Origin of the sequence: Isoptericola sp. AK164, from assembly GCF_029643425.1 — a bacterium.
Classification (GTDB): domain Bacteria; phylum Actinomycetota; class Actinomycetes; order Actinomycetales; family Cellulomonadaceae; genus Isoptericola; species Isoptericola haloaureus.
In genome coordinates, this window is the sequence record NZ_CP119106.1 from 1,772,551 (window position 1) to 1,798,276 (window position 25,726).

At 75.7% G+C, this 25,726-nt stretch carries 26 protein-coding genes; 14 read left to right on the forward strand and 12 right to left on the reverse strand.

Features of this window, described 5'->3' with window-relative positions; all coding sequences use genetic code 11:
* Nucleotides 1–3 precede the first annotated feature (3 nt).
* The 7 genes from PO879_RS08140 to PO879_RS08170 are packed head-to-tail and all read right to left on the reverse strand — an operon-like array spanning nt 4 to nt 6,009.
* A complete protein-coding gene (locus PO879_RS08140; RefSeq protein ID WP_278237403.1) occupies nt 4–684 on the reverse strand; it encodes a GNAT family N-acetyltransferase in 681 nt (226 codons plus the stop codon).
* Complete coding sequence (locus tag PO879_RS08145; protein WP_278237404.1) at nt 681–1,247, reverse strand: hypothetical protein; 567 nt, start codon at nt 1,245–1,247, stop codon at nt 681–683. Before PO879_RS08145 ends, PO879_RS08140 begins: the two co-directional genes overlap by 4 nt.
* Complete coding sequence (locus PO879_RS08150) at nt 1,244–2,641, reverse strand: DUF58 domain-containing protein (RefSeq protein ID WP_278237405.1); 1,398 nt, start codon at nt 2,639–2,641, stop codon at nt 1,244–1,246. Before PO879_RS08150 ends, PO879_RS08145 begins: the two co-directional genes overlap by 4 nt.
* Entirely contained in the window at nt 2,638–3,624 is a 987-nt protein-coding gene (locus PO879_RS08155) for a MoxR family ATPase (protein WP_278237406.1), read from the reverse strand. Before PO879_RS08155 ends, PO879_RS08150 begins: the two co-directional genes overlap by 4 nt.
* On the reverse strand, nt 3,621–4,103 hold the full coding sequence (locus tag PO879_RS08160) for a hypothetical protein (protein ID WP_278237407.1): 483 nt from the start codon (nt 4,101–4,103) through the stop codon (nt 3,621–3,623). The genes PO879_RS08155 and PO879_RS08160 overlap by 4 nt, the downstream gene beginning before the upstream one ends.
* A complete protein-coding gene (locus PO879_RS08165; protein ID WP_278237408.1) occupies nt 4,100–4,816 on the reverse strand; it encodes a DUF4129 domain-containing protein in 717 nt (238 codons plus the stop codon). Before PO879_RS08165 ends, PO879_RS08160 begins: the two co-directional genes overlap by 4 nt.
* Nucleotides 4,813–6,009, reverse strand: a complete 1,197-nt coding sequence (locus tag PO879_RS08170; protein ID WP_278237409.1) for a DUF3866 family protein — start codon at nt 6,007–6,009, stop codon at nt 4,813–4,815. Before PO879_RS08170 ends, PO879_RS08165 begins: the two co-directional genes overlap by 4 nt.
* 35 nt (nt 6,010–6,044) lie before the next feature.
* Here PO879_RS08170 and PO879_RS08175 point away from each other — a divergent pair, with 35 nt between their 5' ends.
* The 10 genes from PO879_RS08175 (at nt 6,045) to PO879_RS08220 (ending at nt 17,742) form a co-directional block, all read left to right on the forward strand.
* The gene (locus PO879_RS08175) at nt 6,045–7,112 is read left to right on the forward strand and encodes a WYL domain-containing protein (RefSeq protein ID WP_278237410.1); all 1,068 of its coding nucleotides are present in this window, start codon (nt 6,045–6,047) and stop codon (nt 7,110–7,112) included.
* On the forward strand, nt 7,105–8,079 hold the full coding sequence (locus PO879_RS08180; RefSeq protein ID WP_278237411.1) for a WYL domain-containing protein: 975 nt from the start codon (nt 7,105–7,107) through the stop codon (nt 8,077–8,079). Before PO879_RS08175 ends, PO879_RS08180 begins: the two co-directional genes overlap by 8 nt.
* Before the next feature lie 10 nt (nt 8,080–8,089).
* Nucleotides 8,090–8,446 (forward strand): hypothetical protein, encoded by a 357-nt coding sequence (locus PO879_RS08185; RefSeq protein ID WP_278237412.1) that lies wholly within the window; start codon nt 8,090–8,092, stop codon nt 8,444–8,446.
* A gap of 102 nt (nt 8,447–8,548) precedes the next feature.
* The gene (tatA, locus tag PO879_RS08190) at nt 8,549–8,875 is read left to right on the forward strand and encodes a Sec-independent protein translocase subunit TatA (protein WP_278237413.1); all 327 of its coding nucleotides are present in this window, start codon (nt 8,549–8,551) and stop codon (nt 8,873–8,875) included.
* A gap of 10 nt (nt 8,876–8,885) precedes the next feature.
* The gene (tatC, locus tag PO879_RS08195) at nt 8,886–9,659 is read left to right on the forward strand and encodes a twin-arginine translocase subunit TatC (protein ID WP_278237414.1); all 774 of its coding nucleotides are present in this window, start codon (nt 8,886–8,888) and stop codon (nt 9,657–9,659) included.
* A complete protein-coding gene (locus PO879_RS08200) occupies nt 9,656–10,648 on the forward strand; it encodes a diacylglycerol kinase family protein (protein ID WP_278237415.1) in 993 nt (330 codons plus the stop codon). Before tatC ends, PO879_RS08200 begins: the two co-directional genes overlap by 4 nt.
* Before the next feature lie 16 nt (nt 10,649–10,664).
* Nucleotides 10,665–13,514, forward strand: coding sequence for a DEAD/DEAH box helicase (locus tag PO879_RS08205; RefSeq protein WP_278237416.1), 2,850 nt, complete (start codon nt 10,665–10,667; stop codon nt 13,512–13,514).
* A gap of 52 nt (nt 13,515–13,566) precedes the next feature.
* Nucleotides 13,567–15,225 carry an amidohydrolase family protein gene (locus PO879_RS08210; RefSeq protein ID WP_278237417.1) on the forward strand — a complete coding sequence of 553 codons (1,659 nt, stop codon included), beginning with the start codon at nt 13,567–13,569 and terminating at the stop codon, nt 15,223–15,225.
* Between the two features lie 4 nt (nt 15,226–15,229).
* On the forward strand, nt 15,230–16,993 hold the full coding sequence (gene lnt / locus PO879_RS08215; protein WP_278237418.1) for an apolipoprotein N-acyltransferase: 1,764 nt from the start codon (nt 15,230–15,232) through the stop codon (nt 16,991–16,993).
* Nucleotides 16,990–17,742, forward strand: coding sequence for a polyprenol monophosphomannose synthase (locus PO879_RS08220; protein ID WP_278234429.1), 753 nt, complete (start codon nt 16,990–16,992; stop codon nt 17,740–17,742). The genes lnt and PO879_RS08220 overlap by 4 nt, the downstream gene beginning before the upstream one ends.
* Nucleotides 17,743–17,891: 149 nt before the next feature.
* Here PO879_RS08220 and PO879_RS08225 read toward each other — a convergent pair whose 3' ends face one another.
* Nucleotides 17,892–18,236: an RNA polymerase-binding protein RbpA gene (locus tag PO879_RS08225; RefSeq protein ID WP_278234430.1), complete on the reverse strand. Its 345-nt coding sequence runs from the start codon at nt 18,234–18,236 to the stop codon at nt 17,892–17,894.
* Nucleotides 18,237–18,542: 306 nt separating this feature from the next.
* On the opposite strand from PO879_RS08225, the gene PO879_RS08230 reads away from it, so the two are divergent.
* The 3 genes from PO879_RS08230 to galE are packed head-to-tail and all read left to right on the forward strand — an operon-like array spanning nt 18,543 to nt 21,400.
* Complete coding sequence (locus tag PO879_RS08230) at nt 18,543–19,703, forward strand: LLM class flavin-dependent oxidoreductase (RefSeq protein ID WP_278234431.1); 1,161 nt, start codon at nt 18,543–18,545, stop codon at nt 19,701–19,703.
* Nucleotides 19,700–20,317 carry an FMN reductase gene (locus PO879_RS08235; RefSeq protein ID WP_278234432.1) on the forward strand — a complete coding sequence of 206 codons (618 nt, stop codon included), beginning with the start codon at nt 19,700–19,702 and terminating at the stop codon, nt 20,315–20,317. Before PO879_RS08230 ends, PO879_RS08235 begins: the two co-directional genes overlap by 4 nt.
* 60 nt (nt 20,318–20,377) lie before the next feature.
* Nucleotides 20,378–21,400 carry a UDP-glucose 4-epimerase GalE gene (gene galE / locus PO879_RS08240; protein WP_278234433.1) on the forward strand — a complete coding sequence of 341 codons (1,023 nt, stop codon included), beginning with the start codon at nt 20,378–20,380 and terminating at the stop codon, nt 21,398–21,400.
* 64 nt (nt 21,401–21,464) lie between these two features.
* Here the strand turns inward: galE and PO879_RS08245 are convergent, their stop codons facing one another.
* Nucleotides 21,465–21,905, reverse strand: a complete 441-nt coding sequence (locus tag PO879_RS08245; RefSeq protein ID WP_278234434.1) for a hypothetical protein — start codon at nt 21,903–21,905, stop codon at nt 21,465–21,467.
* 28 nt (nt 21,906–21,933) lie between these two features.
* Complete coding sequence (ald, locus tag PO879_RS08250) at nt 21,934–23,046, reverse strand: alanine dehydrogenase (protein ID WP_278234435.1); 1,113 nt, start codon at nt 23,044–23,046, stop codon at nt 21,934–21,936.
* A gap of 131 nt (nt 23,047–23,177) precedes the next feature.
* Here ald and PO879_RS08255 point away from each other — a divergent pair, with 131 nt between their 5' ends.
* Nucleotides 23,178–23,735: an Lrp/AsnC family transcriptional regulator gene (locus tag PO879_RS08255; protein WP_278234436.1), complete on the forward strand. Its 558-nt coding sequence runs from the start codon at nt 23,178–23,180 to the stop codon at nt 23,733–23,735.
* 45 nt (nt 23,736–23,780) lie between these two features.
* Here the strand turns inward: PO879_RS08255 and PO879_RS08260 are convergent, their stop codons facing one another.
* On the reverse strand, nt 23,781–24,638 hold the full coding sequence (locus PO879_RS08260; RefSeq protein WP_278234437.1) for an alpha/beta hydrolase: 858 nt from the start codon (nt 24,636–24,638) through the stop codon (nt 23,781–23,783).
* A complete protein-coding gene (locus tag PO879_RS08265; protein WP_278234438.1) occupies nt 24,638–25,663 on the reverse strand; it encodes a DNA-binding protein in 1,026 nt (341 codons plus the stop codon). The genes PO879_RS08260 and PO879_RS08265 overlap by 1 nt, the downstream gene beginning before the upstream one ends.
* Nucleotides 25,664–25,726: the final 63 nt, after the last annotated feature.

Here is a 25,726-nt window from a genome sequence, read left to right on the forward strand (position 1 = left end):
GGGTCAGCCCCGGGCGGTCGAGATCCCCAGCAGCGGGAGGTGGTCGGCCGAGGACGGCAGCTCGACGAACCCCAGCCGGTCGTAGAAGGCGCGGGCGCCGGTGTTGGCCGGGTCGTAGCTGAGATGGACCCCCGGGATGCCGCGACCCGCGAGGGCGTCGCACAACGTCTGCACGAGTCGACGGCCCAGCCCGTGGCCCTGCGCCTCGGGGACGAGGTCGATGTGCAGGTGCGCCGGGTGGGTACGGAGCTCGTCCGGGTCCAGACCGCGCACCATCCGTCCGGGGTCGGCGCCGTCATGGACGAGGGACTCCTCGGTGTACGCCGGGGTCGCCGTCGTCGCGGGCCCGGGAGCGGGGTGCCGGGCCAGGAACCCCGGGGTCCACGCGCGCTGCCACCACGCGACGAACGCCGCGGTGTCCGGCGCGGCGACGATGTAGCCGATGAGCCGTCCGTCGTCCACGGCGAGCGGGTCGGGTCCCGGCGCGACGGCGTCGTGGTCGACGACGACGAACGCGAGGTCGGGTGCGTGCTCGACGTAGGGGAGCGCGTAGACGTCGGGCATCAGCGAGTCGTCGGAGTACACCCCGCGGGCGTCGCCCCCGCCGGCTGCCGTCCGCACGCACACCTCCGCCAGCGCGGAGCGGTCGGAGGGGCGGTAGGGACGGATCTCGATGCTGGTCACGACGCCCATCGTGGCAGAGCCCACCACGCCAGCACGACGACGGCGACGGCCCCGAGGACCACCAGACCACCGACCGCCCAGCCCGAGGCGGCCCAGGCACCGGCCGCCGCCACCAGCGACACGGCGACGATCGACAGGTCCCGGCCTGCCGTGCGCCGCAGTGCCGCGAGCTCGACCCGTGCGCTCCAGCCGACGTGCTCGGCCCACCAGCCCAGCCGCACGGTCAGCAGCGCCACGGGCACCAGCCAGAGCACGGCCGGGTCGAACGGTGCCGATCGTGCGCCGAGCAGGACCAGCGCCGACGTCACGACGGTCACGTGCGCCGGCACCCGCCCGGGCCGGGCCACCGACCAGGCCCCGAGCACCCCCGCACCGACGAGGGTGAGGTCGAGCAGCAGCGGGGTACGGCTCGCCGCCAGCAGCACCAGCGCGGTGGCGACCACCCCGGCGGCCACGCGCAACCAGGCGCCCGCCACGGTGGGCCCGTGCTCCACACGGACCGACGGCAGCGGCCGGTCGTGACGCCGGTGGCGCCAGTCCTGCACCTCGGCCCGCAGCGTCATCGGGCACCTCCCGCCACCGGGGCGCGTCGCACGTGGGCGCTGTGGTGACGTTCCGAGGCCTTGACCAGCGCCTCGAGACGAGCCGCGGCGCCCGCCCGCTCCGAGGCGCGCCACGGCACGACCGGCGTCCCCTCGGCCTCGAGCCGGCGCAACCGGTCCGCACGCTCCATCGAGGTCACGCGCCAGGCGATCCGCATGTGCGGCTCGACGACCGGGCGGACCGCCGGAAGGGTGTCGACGACGACGACCCGGTGCCCCTGCTCGCGCCAGGTCCGTGCCAGGTCGACCGGCTCGTCGTCCAGCACCGTGGAGAACACGAACACGACGGCGTCCGCCGGCAGCTGCGGCGGACGCAGACGCCGCGTCGGGCTGCCCCACGGGCTGCTCATCGCCAGCCCGTGCAGGATCCGGCGCAGGTGGCGGCGACCGGCTGCGGGCGGGAGCGGACGGCGGCGGCGGCCCAGGTCCTGCAGCCCCACCCGGTCCCCGGCGTCGACGACGGCGTGGGCGACCGACGCCGCGGCGTGCCGGGCGAGGTCCAGCGACGTGGACTCGTCCACCCGCTGCTCGCCCTGGCCGCGCCAGGTCCGCAGGTCCGGCCCGACGTCGTCCCGGGAGTCGACGACGAGCATCGTGGTGGCCTCGGCGGTGGCGTAGGTGCGCCGCACGTAGAGCTCGTCCAGCTCCGGCGAGCGCCGCGCGGTGGTGCGCCAGTCGATCCGTCGCAGCCGGTCGCCCGGGGTGAACAGGTGCACGTCGCGCAGCTCTTCCCCGTCGCCGAGACGCCGGGAGGTGTGGGGTCCGGTCAGCCCCCGCATCCGTGGCGGCAGCGGGACCCGGCCGAGGGGGACGGCGGTGGGCAGCACGAGCCGGGTCGGGCCGACGGCACGGACCGGGTCCTCCGCCGTCGTGCCCGCGGCGCCGTAGCCGCGCAGGTCCACGACGAACGTGGGCTGCGGCCCGGTGCGCACGGTCGCCGACCGCACCGCGAGCTCGCGGTGGTCCGCCGCGACGACCAGGTCGCTCGGCTCGTGGCCCGGCGCGGCCGCCCGGAGCACGACGAGCTCGGCACCGGGCGGCGGGTCGAGGGTGAGGGTGCCCGACAGCTCGCCGGGTGCCGTGGGGCCGTCCTCGGAGGACAACGACGCGCGGGTGGGCGCCTGCGGGGAGGCTCCGCCGAGCGCCCCGGGCCGGCCGGTCCAGACGCCGGTCAGCAGGAGGGGCAGGCCGAGGACGCCGACGTCCGCCCGCCCCGCCAGCAGTCCGACGACGAGCACGACGACGCCGGAGACGGTGCTCAGCACGGCGGTCGGGGTCCGGCGCCAGACGGGGTCCTCCGCGGCGCGCAGGCCGCGGTCGCGCGCACGGTCCCGGACGCTCGTGCCGTACGTCACCGGGTCGCCCCGACGGTCGCCGGGCCCGGCACGGACGCGAGCAGCTCGTGCACCACGTCCTCGGGCCGGGTGGCGGCGGCCCAGGCGGTCGGGGTCAGCGTGAGCCGGTGCGCCAGGACGGGCACCGCGACGCGCTTGACGTCCTCGGGCAGCGCGAAGTCACGACCGTCCAGCACGGCCACGGCGCGCGCCATGAGCAGCAGGTTCTGCGACCCGCGCGGGGAGGCGCCGACCTCCAGGGCCGGGTGGGCGCGGGTCGCCGCCGTCAGGGCCACGCAGTAGTCGACGACGTCGTCGTCGACCGCCACGGCCTCGACGCCGGCCTGCATCGCCCGCACCAGGTCGGCGTCCACCACGCGACGGACCTCGGCCGCCTCCTGACGGCGCGCCACGCGACGCAGCAGGACGTCGCGCTCCTGCGCGGCCCCGGGGTAGCCGACGGCGAGGCGCACCATGAAGCGGTCGAGCTGGGCCTCGGGCAGCGGGTAGGTGCCCTCGTACTCGACCGGGTTGGACGTCGCGACCACGTGGAACGGCGCCGGCAGCGGGCGGGTGACGCCCTCGACCGAGACCTGGCGTTCCGCCATCGCCTCGAGCAGCGCCGACTGCGTCTTGGGCGCCGTGCGGTTGATCTCGTCGGCGAGGAACAGGCCCGTGAAGACCGGGCCGGGCCGGAACACGAACTCGCGGTCGGCGGGGTCGAAGACGCTGGAGCCGGTGACGTCGCTGGGCAGCAGGTCGGGGGTGCACTGCAGCCGCGCGAAGTCGAGGCCGAGCGCCGTGGCGAGAGAGCGGGCCGCCAGGGTCTTGCCGAGCCCGGGCACGTCCTCGAACAGCACGTGGCCGCCGGCCAGCACCGCCGCGAGCGCCAGCTCGAGGGCCTCGCGCATGCCGACGACGGCGGTGCCGATCTCGTCGAGGACGGCGCGTGCGTGGGCGGCGACGTCGGGGACGGGCAGGGCTGCGGGGGCGGTGTCGGTCATCGGGTGGGCCTTCCGGGTGGCGGGGCGTCGGTGGTGAGGCGGTCGAGGGCGTCGAGCCACTGGTGCAGGGTGCGGGCGGTGGGCGGGGCGTCGGAGGTGAGCCCGGCGAGGGTGTCCGCGCCGAGGAGCCGGGCGGCGTCGGGGCGCTGGTCGGGGTCGGTGAGGTCGACGCCGTGGGCGGCGAGGCGTCGGGCCGCGAGCGCCCGGACGCGCCGGGTGACGCGGGGTGAGACGCGGCCGTCGCGGGTGAAGGCCGCCCAGCCGAGGTCGGAGAGGTCGCGGCGGGCGCCGTGGCGTTCCTCGGTGGGGGGCTGGGGCCACTCGGCGTGGTCGCCGTCGTCGAGGGAGGTCCAGGCGTGCCAGAGGGCGAGGAGGCCGGCGGGCAGCAGGAGGGCGTGGACGGGGTCGACGGTGCCGCTGAGGGTGAGCAGGAGGGCGGTGGTCAGGGCCAGGGCACCGGGCAGCAGACGGCGGGTCATGGCGTGGGGCCCGTGGTCCGGGGCAGGTGCCGGGCGATGCGGGTCAGGGCGGTGCGGGCGTCGGCGACCTGGGCGTCGGTGGTGGGGTGGTCGGCGAAGCGTGCCTGCTGGTAGAGGCGGCGCAGGGTGGTGACGTCGGCGGCGGGTGCGGGGGTGCGGGCCAGGAGGTCCGCGGTGTACTCGGTGGGGGTCTGGGCGGGGTCGCGGGGGGCGCCCTGCTCGGCGGCGGCGTCCTCGAGGGCGACCCAGGCGGCGATGACGGCGTCGTGGGGGGTGCGGGCGGCCTCGAGGCGGCCGAGGGCGCGGGTGACGGCGTCGTCGAGGTCGGGCAGCGGTACGGAGGGGGCCTCGGTGCCGGCGAGGGCGGTGCCGGCGTCGGGCCGGTCGGGTTCTTCGGGGGCGGGCGGGGTGTCGCGCAGCAGGGTCAGCACCCGCCGGGCGACCAGGGCGAGCAGGAGGACGACGACGGCGGCGCCGAGCAGGAGCAGGACGGTGAGCACCGAGTCGCCGGGGTCCTCGGGCAGGGGGTCGTCGGCGGCGGGGCTGGCGCTGACGCTGGGGGTGGGGCCCTCGGGCAGGTCCATGTCGCCGAAGCCGGCGACGAAGGCGGGCATCTCGAGGTGCCAGGGGGTGGCCGCGGCGGCACCGAGCAGCGTCGCGGCGGCGAGCGCCGTCAGCAGCAGCGGCCGGGTGCCGGGGGAGCGGCGGGTCATGCGGTCTGCTGGGCGTGCCGGCCGGCGGCGGCGACGGCGACGAAGGCGGCCGGGTCGTCGTGCAGCCCGCGGCCCATGGTGGACAGGCGCGCGGGGGTGTGCTCGAGGGTCTCGAGCAGGTCGGTGCCGACGGGGACGTCGCTGAGGCGGTGCCGGTCGGCGAGTCCGGCGGCCTGGTCGTGGATGCGGCGGGTGAGGTCGGCGCCCCAGGCGGGTCTGTCCTGCAGGGCGTCGTCGGGGTGGGGCACGACGACGTCGGCGGGGGCGAGGGCGACGCGTCCGTAGGCGGTCAGGGAGTGGTGGGACACGCCCAGGTGCCGGTCGCGCGGGTCGGCGCCGGAGACGCGCAGGGAGGCGACGGGGCGTCCGCCGAGCGTGGCGGCGGCGTTGACGGCGTCGCCGGCGGCGACGCCGGAGAACCCCCAACGGGTGCCGGTGCCGAGGTTGCCGGGTCCCTGGGCGACGACGGCGAGGTCGGCGTCGACGACGTGGCGGGCGGCGAGCAGCCCGGTGTGCACCGTGACGGCCTCGTGGTCACCGCCGAACGCCTGCCCGACGGTGATGGTGGCGGTGAGCCAGTCGGCGTCGCGCAGCGCGGCCACGGCGCGGGAGAACGCGGCCGGCAGGGCGCCGCCGTCGGTCATGACGTAGGCGACGCGGGGGGCGGGCCGGCCGGCCTGCGCGGCGGCGTGCCGGGCACCGGCGACGATCGCGGGCAGGGCCGAGTGCAGGTCGGCGACGACGACGGGCATGCCGTGCAGGTCGTCGGCCTCGCGCAGCGCGTCGTGGTGGGGCGACTCCTGCTCGTCGACGCCGAGGACGAGGGCCTGCAGCGGGGTGTAGCGGGCCTTGACCAGGTGGCCGGGGCCGCGGGCGGGGTCGGGCGGCAGCGCCGCCGGATCCGCGGGGGCGACCACCAGGGCGTAGCCGCCGGTGCCCAGGCCGCGGGCGAGGGCGGAGACGTTCAGCGCGACGCGGTCGCCGACGGCGGGCGTCCCGACCAGCGCGGTGTAGGCCAGCGCCCGCACCTCGGTCGGCCGGTCCGTGCCGTCCGGTGCGGCGGGCAGCGGGGCGTCCAGCCGCACCCGCAGCTCGGTGGCGCCGTGCCACGACCGGCCGGTGGCGGTCACGGCGCCGGTGCGCCAGGTCACGTGGTCGGCGGCGGTTCGGTGCTGCGTCGGCCCTGTCGTCACCCGCCCGAGCGTACCGGGGGATAGCGTGGTGGCCGATGGCTGGTGAGAACGCGGCGGGCGGAACGCCGACACGTCCGGACGAGCGGCTGCTGAACCTCGTCATCGCGCTGGTGAACACCTCGGCGGCGATGACCAAGCAGCAGATCCGTGCCGGCGTGCACGGCTACGACGGCGCGTCCTCGACCGAGGCGTTCGAGCGGATGTTCGAGCGCGACAAGGACACGTTGCGCGCGCTGGGCGTGCCGATCGTCACCGTGGAGGGCACCGGGCACAGCGACGAGGTCGGCTACCGCATCGACAACGAGGCCTACGCCCTGGGCACGGTCGACCTCACCCCCGCCGAGCTCGGGGCGGTCGCCCTGGCGGCCCAGCTGTGGTCGGACAAGACGCTGCGCACCGACATGTCCCGGGCCATGACCAAGCTCGCGGCCGCCGGGGCCGGGGACGCCGTCGGCGACGCGGTCGCCGGGCTGACCCCGCGGGTGCGGGCCGCGGGCGACGCCTACGGCCCGCTGCTGGAGGCGATCTCCGAGCGCCGGGTGGTCACATTCCGCTACCGGGCGGCCTCGACCGGCGAGGTGCGCACCCGGCACGTGGAGCCGTGGCGCATCGCCGCGCGCGGCGGCGGCTGGTACGTGGTCGGCCACGACCGCGACCGCGCGGCCGAGCGCGTCTTCCGCCTCTCGCGCATCGAGGGCCGCGTCCGTCTCGGCGCGACGCCGCACGCCTACGAGCTGCCCGACCGCGTCGACGTCGACGCCGCCCTGGGCGCCCGCGTGCGCCACGACAGCACCGCCCGCCTCGCCGTCGTGCCCGAACGGGCCACCGCGCTGCGCGCCCGGGCGCTGGCCACCCCCGGCGGGGACAGCACCTCCGGGGTCCCGGCACCGCCCCCGGGCCGCGACCTGGTCACCGTGCCCTACGGCAGTCTGACCGCGTTCGCCGACGAGGTCGCCGGCTACGGCGCCGCCGTCGTCGTGCTCGAACCCGCCGCGCTGCGTGCCGAGGTGCTGCGCCGGCTGCGCGCGGCGGCCGCCCTGGCCGCCGACACCGACGGTGCCGCAGCTGCCGCCGACCCCGACGAGGAGGCCCGCCGTGGCTGAACGCGCCAACGACCGCCTGGTCCGCCTGCTCGGCATCGTCGCCTACCTCGACGGCGCCGGACCCGTCGACGTCGAGGAGCTCGCCCACCGGTTCGGCGTGACCCCCGCCCGGCTGCGCGAGGACATCGACGCCCTGTGGGTCTCCGGCACCCCCGGCTACATGCCCGACGACCTGATCGACTTCGACGCCTTCTCCCTCGAGGAGGGCCTCGTCAGCCTGACCCAGTCCCGCGGCCTGACGCGCCCGCTGCGGCTGGGCACCCGCGAGGCCGTCGCCCTCGTGGCCGCGCTGCGCGCCATGAGCACCACCCCGGCGGTGCAGGCCGACCCGGGGCGCGCCGCCGTCGTCGCCGCCGCGCTGGACAAGCTCACCGCCGCCACCGGGGAGGCCGCGAGCGCCGTGGACGTGCGGCTGGGCGGTCCGGAGGACGTCGCGACCCTGGAGGTGCTGTCGCGGGCACTGGCGACGGGCCGGCGCGTCCGGCTGCGGTACGTGGACGCCGCGGACGTGACCAGCGAGCGCGAGGTGGACCCGTGGCGGCTGCTGACGCAGTCGGAGGCGACGTACCTGGTGGGCTGGTGCCACCGTGCGGGCGGACGGCGCACCTTCCGGGTGGACCGGGTGCTGTCGGCCGAGCCGACCGACGTGCCGGTCTCGGCGGTGCCCGTCGACGCGGAGGTGGACGTGGCCGCCCAGGTGGTCGCCGACGCCGCGGGCCCCGTGGACGAGGTGCGGGTGCGGTGGGCGTCGGCGGCACGCTGGGTGGCCGAGGAGGTGCCGGTCGAGGAGGTCACGGACCTGCCCGACGGGTCGTTCGAGGTGCGGCTGCGGGTGACGAACCCGGCGTGGCTGCGCCGGCTGCTGCTGACGCACGCGGTGGACGTGCTGGCGGTGGACCCGCCGCAGGTGGCCGCGGAGGTGGCCGCGGCGGCGCGCGCGGCACTGGCCGGCTACGGGCGGGACTAGGGTGGTCGCCGTGTGGGGTTGGATCTGGACGTCGCTGGCGGTGGCCGCCGTGCTGTTCCTGGCGTGGCTGGCCTGGCGCGTGGTGCGCAGCGTCATCGCGCTGGTGCGCGGTGCCGGGCAGGCGGGACGTGTCGCGGGCGAGGCGGCCGAGCGTGTCGGGCAGGCCGCCGCCGCGGCGCAGGCGGACCCGCCGCGGGTGACGGCGACGTGGCACGACGACCCCGCGGTGCTGCGGGCGCGCCGGGACGCGATGCGCCGGGCGCGCTGGGAGCGTCGCGGTCAGCGCCGGCGGGCGCAGGCCGAGGTGTGGCGCACCTGGTCGCGGAGCACCTGGCTCGAGCGCCGGCAGGCGCAGCGCCGGGGCTGAGCACCGCGGCGGCGGGATGTGTTCCGTCCCACACACCGCTCGGCCTACACTGGCAGTGCGTGCCGGTCGCGGCACGTCCGATCGTCCTGGGAGTTGAAGTCCGTGGGTATCTTCCGCAACCCGGCAGTGATCATCACGCTGATCCTGCTGGTCGTGCTGCTGTTCGGTGCCAAGCGTCTGCCGGACGTGGCGCGCAGCGTCGGCTCGTCGCTGAAGATCTTCAAGAAGGAGATCAAGGACCTGGGCGAGGACGACGACGACACCACGACGTCGCGGCCCGAGGGGTCGGGCACCCACGCCGCGAGCTCGCAGGACGGCAGCACGCCGACCGCGGCCTCGTCGCAGGAGGGGTCGTCGCCGACACCACCGCGCGCGTCGTCGGACGACTCGGCGCAGGTCCCGGGTCGCACCGACCCGCACCAGTCCTGAGAGCCGGCTGATGGTCCGCACCCCCCGGGATCCCGAGGGGCGCATGCCGCTGCGCGAGCACCTGGTCGAGGCGCGACGGCGCATCGTGCGCATCGCCGTCGGCCTGCTGCTCGGCGCGGTGGTCGGCTGGGTCCTGTACGACCCGCTGCTGGACGCGCTGATGCAGCCGCTGCAGCAGGCCGCCGACCGGCGCGGCGCGCTGATCGGGCTGAACTTCGACGGCGTGGCCACCGCGATCGACATGCGGGTCAAGGTCTCGCTGTTCCTCGCGGTGATCGTGTCCAGCCCGTGGTGGCTGTACCAGGTGTTCGCGTTCGTGACCCCCGGCCTGACCCGCACCGAGCGCCGCTACGTGTTCGGGTTCCTGGCCGCGGCGGTGCCGATGTTCCTGGCGGGGTCGCTGCTGGCCTGGTATGTGCTGCCGTTCGTGGTCGAGGTCCTCAACGACTTCGTGCCCGAGGGCGGCTCGAACCTCATCGGCGCCCAGCTGTACCTGAGCTTCGTGATGCGCCTGATCCTGGCCTGCGGCATCGCGTTCCTGGTGCCGGTGTTCATGGTGGTGCTCAACCTCATGGGCACCGTGCGGGCGCGCACCTGGCTGGCCGGGTGGCGCTGGGCGATCCTCATCTCCTTCCTGTTCGCCGCGATCGTGACCCCGACGATGGACGTGCTGAGCATGTTCGGCATCGCGGTGCCGATCGCCGCGCTGTACTTCGTGGCCACCGGCATCTGCTTCGTGCACGACCGGCGGGTCGACCGCCGGCGCGTCGCCCCCGTCGAGTGACGACGGCCCCGGGGCCCGCCGCCCGGCACGTGGGCGTGGCGGTCAACCCCACCGCGGCGGCGGGCCGGGGCCGCGTCGTGGCGACCGTGCTGCACGACCGGCTGCGCCGGGCCGGGCACCGCGTCACCGACCTGTCCGGCACCGACGGGGCCGCCACCGCCGCGCGGCTGGCCGCCCGTCACGACCTGGAGGCGCTGGTCGTCGTCGGCGGCGACGGCATGGTGCACCTCGGTGCCGGCGCCACCGCCGGCACGGGCACGCCGCTGGGCGTCGTGCCCGTGGGCACCGGCAACGACTTCGCCGCCGTGCTGGGCCTGCCCGCCGACCCGCTGGAGGCCGTCGACCGGGTCGTGCGGGCTCTGCGCGACGGCACCGCCCGCACCGTGGACGCCATCGAGGTCACCGGCCCGCACCACCCGCCGCGCTGGGTCGCCGGCGCGGTCTCGGCCGGGCTGGACGCCGCCGTCAGCGCCCGTGCGCTGGGGATGCGCCGCCCGCGCGGTGCTGCCCGGTACACCGTGGCGGCACTGGCCGAGATCGCCCGGTTCCGCGCCTGGGACTACGCGCTGGAGCTCACCGGCCTCGTCGACGACGGCGGCCTGCCGGGCCTGACGGTCCACGACGACGCGAGCGCGACCTGGCAGGGCCGGGCCGCCATGGTCACCGCGGCCAACATCACCCGCATCGGCGGCGGCATCCGCGTGGCCCCGCACGCCCTGGTCGACGACGGCCTGCTGGACGTGCTCGTCGCCACCGTGACCTCGCGTGCGGCGGCGGCGAGCATCTTCCCCGCCATGTACGCCGGCGCCCACACCCGGCGCCGCGACGTGCACCTGCTGCGCGCCCGGGCCGTGACGATCCGGCCCGCGCCCGGCACGCCCGCCGGCGCCGGCCCACCCGTGGCGCACGGGGACGGCGAGGCGCTGGCGGCGCTGCCGCTGACCGCCCGCGCCGTCGCCGGGGCGCTGCACGTGCTGACCTCCGCCTGAGCCGTAGGCTGACGCCATGACGGCAGCACCCAGCCCCGCCGAACGCTACGCCGCCGCCCGGGCCCGCACGGCCCGCGCCCAGGCGGACGCCGGAGAGCTCGGCCGGTTCCGCGACCTGATCGACTTCGAGCTCGACGACTTCCAGGCCGACGCCTGCGCGGCCCTCGAGCGCGGCCGCGGCGTGCTGGTGGCCGCCCCCACCGGCGCCGGCAAGACCGTCGTCGGCGAGTTCGCCGTGCACCTGGCCCTGGCCCGCGGCGGCAAGACCTTCTACACCACGCCCATCAAGGCGCTGAGCAACCAGAAGTACCACGACCTCGTCGAGCGGCACGGCGTCGACGCCGTCGGGCTGCTGACCGGCGACACCTCCATCAACGGCGACGCCCCCGTGGTCGTGATGACCACCGAGGTGCTGCGCAACATGCTCTACGCCGGCTCGACCACCCTGGAGGGCCTGGCCTACGTCGTCATGGACGAGGTGCACTACCTCGCCGACCGGTTCCGCGGCCCGGTCTGGGAGGAGGTCATCATCCACCTGCCCGACCACGTCCAGCTCGTGTCGCTGTCGGCGACCGTGTCCAACGCCGAGGAGTTCGGCGACTGGCTGGCGACCGTGCGCGGCGACACCGCCGTCGTGGTCAGCGAGCACCGCCCGGTGCCGCTGTGGCAGCACGTCATCACCTCGCCCGAGGAGCCGCGCGGGCGCCCGCGCCTGTTCGACCTGTACGCCGGCCACGTCGACCCCACCGACCCGGGCACCAACCCGCCGATCGACCCCGACCTGGCGCGGCTGTTCCGCACCCACGGCCGGGCCGGGTCCGCGCCCGGCGCCCGCCGCCGCGGTCGGGGCGACCGCGGCTACCGGGGCCGCGGCGGGCGCGGCGGCGGCCAGGGGGCCGTGCCGCAGCGCCGCGTGCCGCGCCGCTACGGCGTCGTCGAGGCGCTCGACGACGACGCGCTGCTGCCCGCCATCTACTTCATCTTCTCCCGTGCCGGCTGCGAGGGCGCCGTCGAGCAGTGCCTGCGCGCCGGGCTGCGCCTGACCAACGCCGAGGAGGAGGCGGAGATCCGCCGGGTCGTCGAGGAGCGCACCGTGACCGTGCCGCCCGAGGACCTCGAGGTGCTCGGCTTCTGGCAGTGGCAGCACGCGCTGGCGCGCGGCGTCGCCGCCCACCACGCCGGGCTGCTGCCGGTGTTCAAGGAGACCGTCGAGGAGCTGTTCGCCCGCGGTCTGGTCAAGGTCGTGTTCGCCACCGAGACCCTCGCGCTGGGGATCAACATGCCCGCCCGTTCGGTCGTGCTGGAGAAGCTCGTCAAGTTCGACGGCACCGCCCACCAGCCGATCACGCCGGGGGAGTACACCCAGCTGACCGGGCGCGCGGGCCGCCGCGGCATCGACGTCGAGGGGCACGCCGTGGTCGTCGACCACGTGGGCCTGGACCCCGTGGCACTGGCCGGGCTCGCCTCGCGCCGGCTGTACCCGCTGCGCTCCAGCTTCCGCCCGACCTACAACATGGCCGTCAACCTCGTCGGGCAGGTCGGCGCCGAACGCGCCCGCGAGGTGCTGGAGACCAGCTTCGCCCAGTTCCAGGCCGACCGCGGCGTGGTCGACCTGGCCAAGCAGGCCCAGGCCCACGCCGAGGCGCTGCAGGGCTACCGCGGCGCCGCCCGCTGCGAGCGCGGCGACTTCGAGGGCTATCTCGCGGTCCGGCGCGCCATCACCACCCGCGAGAAGGAGCTGTCCAAGGCGGCCAAGGGTGCCCGGCGCGCCGACGCCATCGACTCCCTGACGCGGCTGCGCCGCGGGGACGTGGCCGAGGTGCCGTCCGGACGGCGGCGCGGCTTCGTCGTCGTGCTCGACCCGGGCGCCGACGAGGGCGGCTTCGACGGGCCGCGCCCCACGGTGCTGACCCAGGAGAAGCAGGTCAAGAAGCTCACCGTGGCCGACACCCCCGACGGGGTGCGCACCGTGACGCGGGTGCGCATCCCGAAGGGCTTCAACTCCCGCCGCCCCGCCGACCGCCGCGACCTGGCCTCCAGCCTGCGCAACGCGCTGGGGGAGCGGTCGGCACCCGGGGCGGACGACCCGGGGCGCGCCGCGCGCGGCGACCGCGGCGACGTCGCCTCCGACCGCGAGCTGCAGCGGCTGCGCGCCGACCTGCGCGCCCACCCGTGCCACTCGTGCCCCGAGCGCGAGGACCACGCGCGCTGGGCCCAGCGGGCCGAGAAGCTCTCCCGCGAGCAGGACGCGCTGGTGCGGCGCATCGAGGGACGCACCGGCTCGATCGCGCGGACCTTCGACCGCATCTGCGAGGTGCTGACCGAGCTCGACTACCTGCAGCGCGACCACGACGGGCTGCGCGTGACCGAGTCCGGGCGCCGGCTGGGCAGGCTGTACGCCGAGGACGATCTGCTGATGGCCGAGTGCCTGCGTCAGGGCGTGTGGGACGAGCTGCGACCGGCCGAGCTCGCCGCCGCGGTGTCGGTGGTGGTGTACTCCGGCCGGCGCGAGGAGCCCGAGACCACGCTGGCGGGCGTACCGGGACGCCGCCTGGCCGACGCCGTGGACGCGACCTTCGACGTGTGGGCGCGGGTGCGCGACCTGGAGGCCGCGCACCGGCTCGACGTCACCGGCACGCTGGACACCGCGCTGGCCGCCCCGGTGCACCAGTGGGCCTCGGGCGCGAGCCTGGACACGGTGCTGCGCGGCACCGACATCGCGGCGGGTGATTTCGTGCGCTGGTGCAAGCAGGTCATCGACGTGCTCGACCAGCTCGCGGCGGCCGCGCAGCCGCCGCTGCGCGGGCGTGCCCGCAGTGCCCAGGACGCCGTGCTGCGGGGTGTGGTGGCGCACTCCACGGTGTGAGCGGGGCGAGCGCGGCCACGGCCCGCCCCGTCGGTGCCCTAGGCTTTCGGCCGTGACCTCCACCCTGTACCGCAACGGTGTCGTCCACTCCGCCGCGGACCCCTTCGCCGAGGCCCTGCTCGTCGACGACGGCGTGGTGGCCTGGCTCGGCGCCGAGGACACGGCCGCCGGCCTGGCCGCGCGTGCCGACGAGGTCGTCGACCTCGACGGAGCCCTGGTCACGCCCGGATTCGTCGACGCCCACGTGCACACCCTGGAGACGGCGCTGACCGCCGAGGGCACCGACCTGTCCCCGGCGGGCGCCGGGACCCTCGCCGCCGCGCTGGACCGCCTGGCCGCCGCCGCACGCGACCTGGAGGCCGCCGACCCCGGCGGCGAGCAGGTCCTGCTCGCCTTCGGCTGGGACGAGGGCGCCTGGCCCGAACGCCGCGCCCCGTTCCTGGGCGAGCTGGACGCCGCCACCGGGGGGCGCCCCACGCTGGCCGTGCGGGTCGACGGCCACACCGCGCTGGCCTCGTCCTCCTTCGCCGACCGCACCGGCCTGGACCGCACGCCCTCCTGGGACGGCAGCGGGCTGGTCACCGGGGCGGACTACGCCCGTGCCCGCGCGGTCGTGCACGACCTGGACGCGGCACGGCGCGAGACGCTGTACCGGCAGGCGCTGAGCTCGGCCGCCGCGCGCGGCATCGTAGCCGTGCACGAGATGAGCACCCCCCACGTGGACACCCGTGCCGGCCTGCAGATGCTGACGGGGCTGGCCGCGGACCCAGCGTCCCGGCTGCCGCACGTGACCGCCTACCGGGCCGAGCTGTGCACCGGCGCCGACGACGCGGCCGCGCTGCTGGCCGAGCTGCCGTTCCTGACCGGCATCGCCGGGGACCTGACCGTCGACGGCACCCTCGGGTCGCGCACCGCCGCCCTGACCGCGCCGTACAGCGACCTGGAGCCCGACGCCCGCGAGCGCACCGGCCGGCTGTACCTGTCGGCGGAGCAGATCGCCACGCACCTGCTGGCCTGCTCGGCCGCCGGGGTCCAGGGCGGGCTGCACGTGGTGGGCGACCGGGCGATGGACGAGCTCGTCGAGGGGCTGGAGATCGCCGTGCAGCGGGCCGACGCCGGCACCCTGCGCGGTGGCCACCACCGCATCGAGCACGCCCTGTTCGTCGACGCCGCGGCGCTGGCCTCGCTGCTGCTGTACGGGGTGGCGCTGTCGATCCAGCCGGCCTACGACTCCACGTGGGGCGGCCCGGACGGGATGTACACCAGCCGTCTGGGCGGGCCCCGGGCGGCGAACCTGTCGCCGTTCGCCGACCTGGCCGGGGCGGGCGTGCCGATCGCGTTCGGCTCGGACAGCCCCGTCACACCGCTGGCGCCGTGGCAGGCGGTGCGGGCGGCCATCGGCCACGCCGACCCGTCCCAGCGCATCAGCGCCCGGTCGGCCTTCCGCGCCCACTCGCGCGGCGGCTGGCGGCTGGCGGGCCTGGACCACACCGGTGCCGGCGAGCTGCGCGTCGGTGCTCCCGCCCACCTGGCCGTCTGGCGCGCCGAGTCCCTGGCCGTGCAGTCCGCCCCGGGCCGGCTGTCGCAGTGGAACCCCGAGGCGCGCGCGGGCCAGCCGCTCCTGCCGGACCTGTCCGACGGCGTCCCCGACCCCGAGTGCCTGCGTACGGTCCGTGACGGCGTCGTGCTGCACGACGTGCTCGACGGCTGAGCGGATGAGCACCGTGACCGATCCCGCCGTGGCCCCGACGCCCGCGAGCGCCCCGGCCGCACCGTCGTCGTGGACGACGTCCCGGCCGGTGACGCTGCTGCTGGGCGTGGCGGCGGGGTTGAGCCTGTGGGCGTCGTTCCCGGACGTGGCCTTCTGGCCGGCGGCGTTCGTGGCGGTGGGGCTGCTGTTCGCGGCCTGGCGGCGCACGGGTCGGCGGGCGGCCGGCTGGAACGCGCTGGTGGGGCTGGTGGCGGGCTGGTCGTTCTGGCTGCCGCACATCTGGTGGGCGAACTTCGCCACGGACACGGTGCCGTGGGTGGCGCTGGCGACGCTGCAGGCGGCGTTCTGGGCGCTGCTCGGAGCGGCGTGGACCGTCGCGCGACGCCTGCCGGTCCTGGCCCTGCCCGCATCGGGCGCCCGGCCGGGGCCGGCGGTGGGCCGCACCCTGGCGCACGCCGCGGCGTTCGCCGTGCTGTTCGTGGCCGTCGAGCAGGCCCGTTCCCAGGTGCCCTTCGGCGGGTTCCCGTGGGGCCGGCTGGCGTGGACGATGGTGGACGCCCCCACGGGGCGGGCGGCCTGGCTGGGCGGCACGGTCGCGGTGTCGCTGCTGGTGGCGCTGGTCGGTGTGCTCGGCGCGGTGGCGGCGGGTCGGCTGGTCGCGGCGGTGCGCGCGGCCCGGGCCGCGCGACCGGTGCGTCCGGCGCTGCTGGGTGCGGGTGCCGCGGTGGTCGGCGGCGCGGTGCTGGTCGTGGCGCCGGCGGCGCTGCCGCTGCCGGCCGGGCCGGACCCGCTGCCGCAGGTGGCGACGGCCGACCTGGACACCGTGGTGGTGGACGCCGGCACGGCGACGCACGAGGGTGACGGGCCGGTGCTGCGGGCCGGGGCGGTGCAGGGCAACGTCGCCGAGCCGGGTCTGGGCTCGTTCGCCAACCGTGCCGAGGTGCTGAACAACCACCTGGACGGCACCGACGTGCTGGCCGACCGCGACGACGACCTGGACGTGGTGCTCTGGCCGGAGAACGGCTCGGACCTGGACCCGCAGGAGGTCACCGAGGTCGCCGGGGCGATCGACGCCGCGGCGACGCGGGTGGGCGCCCCGATCCTGGTGGGTGCCCAGGAGTTCCCCGCCACGGGGGGCCGCTACAACGTCTCGCTGCTGTGGCAGCCGGGGGTCGGGGTGACCGACCGCTACGCCAAGCAGCACCCGGCGCCGTTCGGGGAGTACATCCCGCTGCGCGGCTTCGTGCGGATCTTCTCCGACCAGGTCGACCGGGTCACCAACGACATGCTGCCCGGCACGGAGCCGGCGGTGATCGACCTGCCGCGCGCCGACGGGTCGACGGCACGCCTGGCGACGGCCATCTGCTTCGAGGTCGCCTACGACGAGATCGTGCGCGACGCGGTGCTGCGTGGTGCGCAGGTGCTGGTGGTGCCGACGAACAACGCCTCGTTCGGGTACACGGCCGAGTCGACGCAGCAGCTGGCGATGACCCGCATGCAGGCGATGATCACCGGACGCGCGGCGGTGCAGATCTCCACGGTGGGGGTCTCGGGCGTCGTGGCGCCGGACGGCACGCTGGTGGCGCGCACCGGGTTGTTCACCGCCGACCAGATCGTCGCGGCGCTGCCGCTGCGCACCACCCTGACGCCGGCGGTCCGCGCCGGCGAGTGGCCGGGTGCCGTCGTCGAGGCGGCCGCGATGCTGCTGGTCGTGGCCGGTGCCCTGTCCCCGATCATCAGCCGCCGCCGCGCGGGAGGAGCTTCGTGAGCACCCTGGTGATCATCCCCACGTACGACGAGCGCGAGTCGTTGCCGGTGACGGTGGAGCGGCTGCGCGCCGCCGTGCCGGACGCGGACGTGCTGGTGGTCGACGACGGCTCGCCGGACGGCACCGGGCGGTGGGCCGAGCGGGCCGCCGCCCACGACGAGCGTCTGCACGTGCTGCACCGGTCCGGCAAGGGCGGGCTCGGCGCCGCCTACGTGGCCGGGTTCGGCTGGGGGCTCGAGCGCGGCTACGACGTGCTGTGCGAGATGGACGCCGACGGCTCGCACCGGCCCGAGGAGCTCGAGCGGCTGCTGGAGCGCGCCGCCGCCGCGGACGCCCCGTCGCTGGTGATCGGCTCGCGCTGGGTGCCCGGCGGGCGGGTCGTGAACTGGCCGTGGCACCGTGAGCTGCTCTCGCGCGGGGGCAACACGTACGTGCGGATGATGCTGGGCATCGCGGTGCGCGACGCCACGGGCGGTTACCGCGCCTTCCGGGCGGACACGCTGCGGGCGCTGGACCTGGCGGCGGTGGAGTCGCACGGCTACTGCTTCCAGGTGGACATGACCTGGCGGGTGCTGCGCGGCGGGGGATCGGTGGCCGAGGTGCCGATCACGTTCGTCGAGCGCACGGCCGGCGAGTCGAAGATGTCGCGCGCGATCGTGGTCGAGGCGCTGACGAAGGTGACCCGCTGGGGGCTGCGCCACCGCGGCGAGCAGCTGCGCGGGTTGCTGCGGCGCGCCGACGGCGGCTGATCCTCGCCGAGCGCCGGCCGCCGTCGGCCGCCCCGCCCCCGAGCGTTGTGGGCACGAAAAATGCGGTTCCCCCTCGGGGAGAACCGCATTCTTCCTGCCCACAGCAGCACGTGCCGGGGGGTGCCCGTCGGGCGGGCGGGCAGTGCGACTCAGGCGGAGCGGCGCAGCTTGCCGGCGCGCAGCAGCTCGAGGCGCTCGTCCAGGAGCTCCTCCAGCTCGGAGACGGTGCGGCGCTCGAGCAGCATGTCCCAGTGGGTGCGCTGCGGCTTGCTCGGCTTGGCGTCGGGACGCTCGGCGTCGCGCAGCAGCGCCTCGCCGCCGCACTGGCACTCCCAGATCGGGGGGACCTCGGCGTCGGTGGAGAACGGCAGGATGATGGTGTGGCCGTTGGGGCAGTCGTAGTGCGCCTGGAATCGCGGGGCGAAGTCCACGCCCTCGTCGGACTCCATGCTCTTGCTGCCGATGCTCATGCCACGGAGGGAGCGGTCGGGCATGTCGTCCTCCACAGGTCGGGGTACAGGGGGCCGTGGGATCCAACGCGCCGTCGACGGCGGTTGTTCCGCCCGGGCGTGAAGGTCCGGTGAAGCGTACCGGTTCCCTGGGGTGGGGGCCCGGCGACGGACTCCAATGTGGCGACCAGCGGCCCTGCTCGCAAGTTGACAGCCTTGTCCGGTGCGACGATGTGGGTGACGTCACGACCTCGGTCCCGCGAGCGCCGTCGGGGTCGGGAACAATCGACCGGGTCGCCCGGTTGGGGCGGGTGCATGCAAACGCATGCAGATGATCGACAGGAGTGCACCGTGCAGTTCGGCATCTTCTCCGTCTCCGACGTGACGACGGACCCCACGACCGGCCACACCCCGGACGACACCGAACGGGTGCGGTCGATGCTGACGATCGCCCGGCACGCCGACGCGGCGGGGCTGGACGTCTTCGCCACCGGCGAGCACCACAACCCGCCGTTCGTCGCCTCGAGCCCCACCACGATGCTCGGCTACCTGGCGGGCGTGACCGAGAACATCACCCTGTCCACGGCCACCACGCTGATCACCACCAACGACCCGGTGCGCCTGGCCGAGGAGTACGCGATGCTCCAGGTGCTCTCCGGCGGCCGCATGGACCTGATGATGGGCCGCGGCAACACCGGGCCGGTCTACCCGTGGTTCGGCCAGGACATCCGCAACGGCATCCCGCTCGCGATCGAGAACTACGCGCTGCTGCGCCGGCTGTGGACCGAGGACGTCGTCGACTGGAGCGGGCAGTTCCGCACCCCGCTGCAGGGCTTCACCGCGACCCCGCGGCCGCTGGACGGCGTGCCGCCGTTCGTGTGGCACGGCTCGATCCGCTCGCCCGAGATCGCCGAGCAGGCCGCGTACTACGGCGACGGGTTCCTGCACAACAACATCTTCTGGCCCATGCACCACACCAAGCAGATGGTGCGGTTCTACCGCCAGCGCTACGAGCACCACGGCCACGGCCGCGCCGACCAGGCGATCGTCGGCCTGGGCGGACAGGTCTTCGTGCGCAAGAACTCCCAGGACGCGGTGCGCGAGTTCCGCCCCTACTTCGACGTCGCACCGGTCTACGGCCACGGCCCGAGCCTGGAGGACTTCTCCGCCCAGACGCCGCTGACCGTCGGCTCGCCCCAGCAGGTCATCGACCGCTACGGCGCATTCGTCGAGGACGTCGGCTACTACCAGCGTCAGATGTTCCTCATCGACCACGCCGGCCTGCCCCTGAAGACCGTGCTGGAGCAGATCGACCTGCTGGCCGAGGAGATCGTGCCCGAGCTGCGCAAGATCGTCGAGGCCAAGCGGCCCGCCGACGACGTGCCGCTGAACCCGCCCACGCACGCCGAGCGCGTCGCCGCCGCCCGCACGGCGGGCGCCTCCGGCGCCACCCACGTCGGCGACGGCGGCGACGCCGTCACCGGCACCCGAGCCGAGGAGGCCGTCCGATGAGCACCCGCCGCACCCTCGCCGTCGTCACCGCGGGCCTGTCCCAGCCGTCCTCGTCGCGGCTGCTCGCCGACCGGCTGGCCACCGCCACGGCCGACGGGCTGCTCGAGGCCGGCCAGGAGACCGACGTCGAGGTCGTCGAGCTGCGCGAGCACGCCCACGCGATCGTCGACGCCATGCTGACGCGGTTCCCCTCGGGCGAGCTCGCCACCGCGCTGGACACCGTCACCGGTGCCGACGGGCTGGTCATGGTCAGCCCGCTGTTCACCACGACCTACTCCGGGCTGTTCAAGTCCTTCGTCGACGTCATCGACCCCGACGCCCTGACCGGCAAGCCGGTGCTGCTCGGCGCCACGGGCGGCACGTCCCGGCACTCGCTGGCGCTGGACTACTCGATGCGTCCGCTGCTGACCTACCTGCGCACGCAGGTCGTGCCCACCTCCGTGTTCGCGGCCACCGACGACTGGGCCGGCGACGGCTCCGACGCCCTGGCGCGGCGCATCGGCCGGGCCGGGCGCGAGCTGGCCGACGCGGTGGCCGTCCGCCCGGCGGCCACCGGGCAGGAAGACCCCTTCGGCGACACCCCGGACTTCGCGCAGCTGCTCGGCGGCTCCTGAGCAGTCCGCCCACCGGGCCGGGACCCGGGCGGCACCGGCCGCCCGGGTAGGCTCGGGCCCATGCGCGTCCTCGTCTCCGGCGGTGCCGGCTACATCGGCTCCCACACGGTCCTGTCCCTGCTGGCCTCCGGTCACGACGTCGTCGTGGTCGACGACTTCTCCAACGCCAAGCCCAGCGTCATCGGCCGGCTCGAAGCCCTGTCGGGCAAGCACGTGCCGGTGCACGCCATCGACCTGACGGACGCCGAGAAGACCGAGCGTCTGTTCGCCCACGAGCGCTTCGACGCCGTGGTCCACTTCGCCGGCTTCAAGGCCGTGGGGGAGTCGGTGGCCAAGCCGCTGGCCTACTACCGCAACAACATCGACTCCACGCTGTCGCTGCTGGAGGCGATGCGCCGCCACGACGTGCACCGGCTCGTGTTCTCCTCCTCGGCGACCGTCTACGGCGAGCACGCTCCCGTGCCGTACGTCGAGGACTACGAGCACCTGTCCTCCTCCTCGCCGTACGGGCAGACGAAGGTCATGATCGAGCGCATCATGACCGACGTCGCCGCCGCGACCGAGGGACTGCGCGTGGCGCTGCTGCGCTACTTCAACCCGGTCGGGGCGCACCCCTCGGGCGAGATCGGGGAGGACCCGCAGGGCATCCCCAACAACCTCATGCCCTTCATCGCCCAGGTCGCCGTGGGCCGTCGCGAGAGGCTCACCGTGTTCGGCGACGACTACGCCACCGCCGACGGCACCTGCGAGCGCGACTACCTGCACGTGGAGGACCTCGCCGCCGGGCACGTCGCCGCGCTCGAGCACCTCGACGACATGGCCGGGCCCGTACGCGCCTTCAACCTCGGCACCGGGACCGGCACCTCGGTGCTGGCGATGCTGCACGCCTTCGAGCGGGCCGTCGGGCGCGAGCTGCCCTACGAGGTCGGGCCCCGGCGGGCCGGCGACCTGCCGGCGTTCTGGGCGGACCCCACCCGGGCGAACACCGAGCTGGGCTGGCGCGCCGAGAAGTCGATCGACGACATGTGCGCCGACACCTGGCGCTGGCAGCAGGCCAACCCGCAGGGCTTCCCGGACGCCTGACCGCCGCGCCGTCGGACGCGCCCTGGGCTGACGCCCGCGGCGGATCCCCTGGTACGCGGCGGGCTCACCGGTCCGGCAGCGTCACCGTCACGGTCCGCCCGCCGAAGCCGTGCTCCTGGTCGCGCCCCTCGACGACGACGGCCTCGACCTCCCGCGGGATCTCGACGCCACGCTGGGTGCGGGTGAACGGCTGCTCGCTCGCGTGGTCGTGCGCCAGGGTGTGCACCCCGAGCACGACGCCGTCCTCGGTCAGCACGCGCCAGCCGTCGGCGTACCGCTGCGGGGTGTCGTACGGCGAGCTGATCGTGACCTCGAGGTCGCAGGTCGTGCCCGCGCACTCGGCCACGGCCTCCAGCACGTCGGGGAAGCGCTGATCGTCCACCGGGGCCGACGCGGAGGACGACGCCGCGACCGGCGGCTCATCGGTTCCCGTGGCCTGGCACCCGGCCAGGACGCCGAGGACGACCAGCGTGAGCAGCGGGGGTCCCGTGCCGCGACGGCTCATGACACCGGTCCGGGCCGACGGTGCCCGGTCACAGCACTCCCGCGACCTCGCGGTGGTCCAGCCCGTGCGCCTCGGCGACGCCGGCGTGCATGACGTGACCGTCGTGGGTGTTCAGCCCGCGCGCCAGTGCCGCGTCGGCACCGAGCGCCTCGCGCCAGCCGGAGTCGGCGAGCGCCACCGCGTAGGGCAGGGTGACGTTCGTCAGGGCGTAGGTGGAGGTCCGGGGGACCGCGCCGGGCATGTTGGCCACGCAGTAGAACACGGTGTCGTGCACCGGGTAGGTGGGCTGGTCGTGGGTGGTGGGCCGCGAGTCGGCGAAGCAGCCACCCTGGTCGATGGCGATGTCGACGAGCACCGCGCCGGGTCGCATCTGCGCCACGAGCTCGTTCGGCACGAGCACGGGGGCCTTGGCCCCGGGCAGCAGGACCGCGCCGATGACCAGGTCCGCCTCGAGCACGGCCTGGCGCAGGCTGAGCCGGTTGGAGGTCAGCGTCTGCACGCGGCCGGCGAACTCGCGGTCCGCGGCGCGCAGCACGTCGACGTTGGTGTCCAGCAGGGTGACGTGGGCGCCCATGCCGACGGCGATGCGGGCGGCGTTCATGCCCGAGGTGCCGGCGCCGATGATCACGACCTGAGCGGCCGGGACGCCCGGGACCCCGCCGAGCAGCACGCCGCGCCCGCCGGCCGCGTTCTGCAGCGTGGCGGCGCCGACCTGCGTGGCCAGCCGGCCCGCGACCTCCGACATCGGCGCCAGCAGAGGCAGGAACCCGTCGGTGTGCTGGACGGTCTCGTAGGCCACCGCGGTGACGCGACGGGCGAGCAGCTCCTCGGTCAGGGCCTTGTCCGCGGCCAGGTGCAGGTAGGTGAACAGCAGCAGGTCCTCGCGCAGCAGCTCGTACTCGGAGGCCACGGGCTCCTTGACCTTGAGCACCATCTCGCCGGCGTCCCAGGTCGCGGCAGCGCCCTCGACGATGCGGGCTCCTTCGGCGGCGTACTGCTCGTCGGTGATGCCCGCGCCCAGGCCGGCACCGGCCTGGACGTGCACGGTGTGACCGCGTGTGGCGAGCTCGTGCACGCCGGCCGGGGTGATGGCGACGCGGTCTTCGTGGTTCTTGACTTCCTTCGGGACGGCGACGTCCATCGTGGCCCTCTCGGTCGGCTCGGTTCGCGAGCACGGACGCGCCGACCGGATGTGACGGCGCTCACTGCCAGTGTGACCCCGTCGTTCGGCATGCACGGCAGGATCGGTGGAACCTTCGGTATGGTCGAGGAATGAGCACCGGATCTTCGTCCGCGCGGATGTCTGGGGGACCTCGTTCGCAGGATCTTCGGTCCCGGGTCGACGGCGGCGCCGGCCTGGAGCGTCGTGCGCGCGCGACCGTGCGCCTGGACGGGATCGACCACCGCCTGCTGGCGGCGCTGGCCGAGGACGCCCGCATGCCGAACAACGCCCTGGCGGCCCGGGTCGGGATCGCCCCGTCGACCTGCCTGACCCGCGTGCGCCGCCTGCGCGACGAGGGGGTGATCCGCGGGTTCCACGCCGACGTCGACCCCGCGCTGGCCGGCCGGCCCCTGCAGGCGATCATCGCGGTGCGCATGCAGGGAGCGGCCCGGTCCCACCTGCCGGCCTTCGCCCGCGACCTCGCGCGGTTGCCGGGCGTGCTGGACGTCTACCTCATCGGCGGGGCGCACGACTTCTTCGTGCACGTCACCGCGCCCGACTCCGACGTGCTCAACGACTTCGTCATCGAGAACCTCTCGGCCAACCCGGGCGTGGCGCTGACCGAGACGAACCTGATCTTCCAGCACACCCGGGGCGGCTGGTACTGACGCCGTCGCCGGCGCCACCGGTGTCGCCGTCGCGCTGGCGACTCCTCACCGCACGGTCGTCAGCCACCGGTGCAGCTCGGTCGCCAGCGCGACCGGTGCGTCGAGCTGGACCAGGTGCCCGGCCCCGGGCAGCACCGTGGGTCGGCCGCCGCCGAGCGCGTCGGTGAGCCGGTGCGCCCGGTCGACCGGGATCCAGGTGTCCTCGGCGCCCCACACGACGTGCACGGGCAGGTCCAGGTTCCCCAGCAGCGGCTCGAGCTCCGCCGTCCAGTCTTCGTCGGCCTGGGCGATCTGCCGGTAGAAGGCGGCTCGCCCGGCCTCGTCGAGCCACGGCGCGACCAGCGCCTCCAGGTCGTCGGCGACCAGCGGCCGGAACGCCGCGCTGCGGACGTAGGCCTCCAGCGCACCGCGGTGCACGGCCGTCGGCAGCGCGGCGAACACGTCCGCGTGCCGACCCACGAGGGTGAAGAACGGCGAGCCCCAGGGGCGCAGCGCCACGACGTCGACCAGGCACAGCGAGCGGTACCGGGCACCGTGCAGCAGCGCCGCGCGCAGAGCGACCGCACCGCCGTAGTCGTGGGCGACGACGTGCGGACGCCGGCCGGCGGTCCGGGTGCCGGCCTCCTGCTCCCAGTGCTCCAGCAGCGCCGCGAAGGCCTCGCCCTGCACCCCGAGGTGCACGTCGTGCTCCGGGAGGTGCGACGAGGACCCGTAGCCGGGCATGTCCCACAGGTAGACCGTGAACTCGTGGGCCAGGGCCTGCGCGTACGGCGCCCAGAGCCAGGACGACCACGGCGTCCCGTGGCAGAACACCAGCGGCGGGCCCGCGCCGAGGCGCGTCCAGGCGATCTCGCGCCCGCGCCAGGTGAAGGTCCGGTCCAGCTGCGGCGGCGTCGCGGCCATCAGCTCCCCTCCGCGGGGGTGGACGCCGCGCGCACGCCGGCGAGCTCGCCCTCGGCGCGGGCCCGCGCCGCCGTCTGCACCGCTGTCTCGTGCACCGCCTCCTCGGCACGCGACCGGGCCGCGGCGAGCTCCTCGCGCAGCGAGCCGACCTCGGCCGCGGACCGTTCGGCCGTGGCACGGGCCGCCGCCAGCTCGGCGACCAGGCTCGACCGTTCGTCCTCGGCGCGCCGGTGGTCGGCCCGCACCGACTCCAGGGCCGAGCGCGCCTCGTCCAGGGCGTCCTGCCGGGCCTCGGCCGCGGCCCGCGCCTCGGCACGTTGCTCGGCCGCGTCGGTCCGTGCCGCCACGGCGGCGGCCAGGTCCCTGCGCAGCTCCTCGGCCTGGCTGCGCAGCTGCTGCAGCGTCTCGCGCAGCTCGTCGACCTGACCCGCGGACCGGTGCGCGGCGTCCGCGGCCCGCGTGCGCTCGTCGTCGGCCTGCGCGAGCCGCTCGGTCAACGACTGCACCCGGTCGGAGGTCTGGTCGCGCAGCCGTGACAGCGCGGCGCGGGCGTCGTCGCGCTCGTCCCGGGCGGTGTCCAGCGCGCGGGCGAGCCGGTCGGCGTCCTCGCGTGCGGTGGCGAGGTCCTCGTCCTTCCGGGTCGCCTGCGCGGTGTGCTCCTCGCGCGCCGCACGCACGGCCGCACCCCACAGCCCGGCCACGCCCCGCTCGACGAGCAGCTCCACCGACCGCGGCAGCTCGGGCAGCCGCGCCGCGTCGGCCTCGGCGGCGGCCCGCGCCTCGCGCCAGGCGCGCAGGTGGGTGGTGGCCGTGGCGTTGGAGCAGCCGGCCCGTTCGCGCACGGTGCTGACCGTGACGGGCTCGTCGTCGGCGAGCAGGGCGTCGGCCGCGGCGAACACGCGGTCGCGCGCGGTGACCGGTGGCGGGGGAGCGGCCGGCCCGGAGGCCTCCGGCGACGGCGGGTCGGCGGAGTATCGCGCGGCCTCGGGCTCGACGTCCGGATCCCGCGGAGTAGTCTGCGTCATCATGCCAGACTACTCCTCCTACTACTCTTAAGACACCGACACCCGCTTTTCCAAAGCGGGTGC

Bases quoted from the DNA above. Each gene is read 5' to 3' on its own strand.
- PO879_RS08145 (WP_278237404.1), bottom strand. From the start codon at position 1,247: ATGACGCTGCGGGCCGAGGTGCAGGACTGGCGCCACCGGCGTCACGAC.
- PO879_RS08155 (WP_278237406.1), bottom strand. From the start codon at position 3,624: ATGACCGACACCGCCCCCGCAGCCCTGCCCGTCCCCGACGTCGCCGCC.
- PO879_RS08160 (WP_278237407.1), bottom strand. From the start codon at position 4,103: ATGACCCGCCGTCTGCTGCCCGGTGCCCTGGCCCTGACCACCGCCCTC.
- PO879_RS08165 (WP_278237408.1), bottom strand. From the start codon at position 4,816: ATGACCCGCCGCTCCCCCGGCACCCGGCCGCTGCTGCTGACGGCGCTC.
- PO879_RS08175 (WP_278237410.1), top strand. From the start codon at position 6,045: ATGGCTGGTGAGAACGCGGCGGGCGGAACGCCGACACGTCCGGACGAG.
- tatC (WP_278237414.1), top strand. From the start codon at position 8,886: ATGGTCCGCACCCCCCGGGATCCCGAGGGGCGCATGCCGCTGCGCGAG.
- PO879_RS08205 (WP_278237416.1), top strand. From the start codon at position 10,665: ATGACGGCAGCACCCAGCCCCGCCGAACGCTACGCCGCCGCCCGGGCC.
- lnt (WP_278237418.1), top strand. From the start codon at position 15,230: ATGAGCACCGTGACCGATCCCGCCGTGGCCCCGACGCCCGCGAGCGCC.
- PO879_RS08225 (WP_278234430.1), bottom strand. From the start codon at position 18,236: ATGCCCGACCGCTCCCTCCGTGGCATGAGCATCGGCAGCAAGAGCATG.
- PO879_RS08235 (WP_278234432.1), top strand. From the start codon at position 19,700: ATGAGCACCCGCCGCACCCTCGCCGTCGTCACCGCGGGCCTGTCCCAG.
- galE (WP_278234433.1), top strand. From the start codon at position 20,378: ATGCGCGTCCTCGTCTCCGGCGGTGCCGGCTACATCGGCTCCCACACG.
- PO879_RS08245 (WP_278234434.1), bottom strand. From the start codon at position 21,905: ATGAGCCGTCGCGGCACGGGACCCCCGCTGCTCACGCTGGTCGTCCTC.
- ald (WP_278234435.1), bottom strand. From the start codon at position 23,046: ATGGACGTCGCCGTCCCGAAGGAAGTCAAGAACCACGAAGACCGCGTC.
- PO879_RS08255 (WP_278234436.1), top strand. From the start codon at position 23,178: ATGAGCACCGGATCTTCGTCCGCGCGGATGTCTGGGGGACCTCGTTCG.
- PO879_RS08260 (WP_278234437.1), bottom strand. From the start codon at position 24,638: ATGGCCGCGACGCCGCCGCAGCTGGACCGGACCTTCACCTGGCGCGGG.
- PO879_RS08265 (WP_278234438.1), bottom strand. From the start codon at position 25,663: ATGACGCAGACTACTCCGCGGGATCCGGACGTCGAGCCCGAGGCCGCG.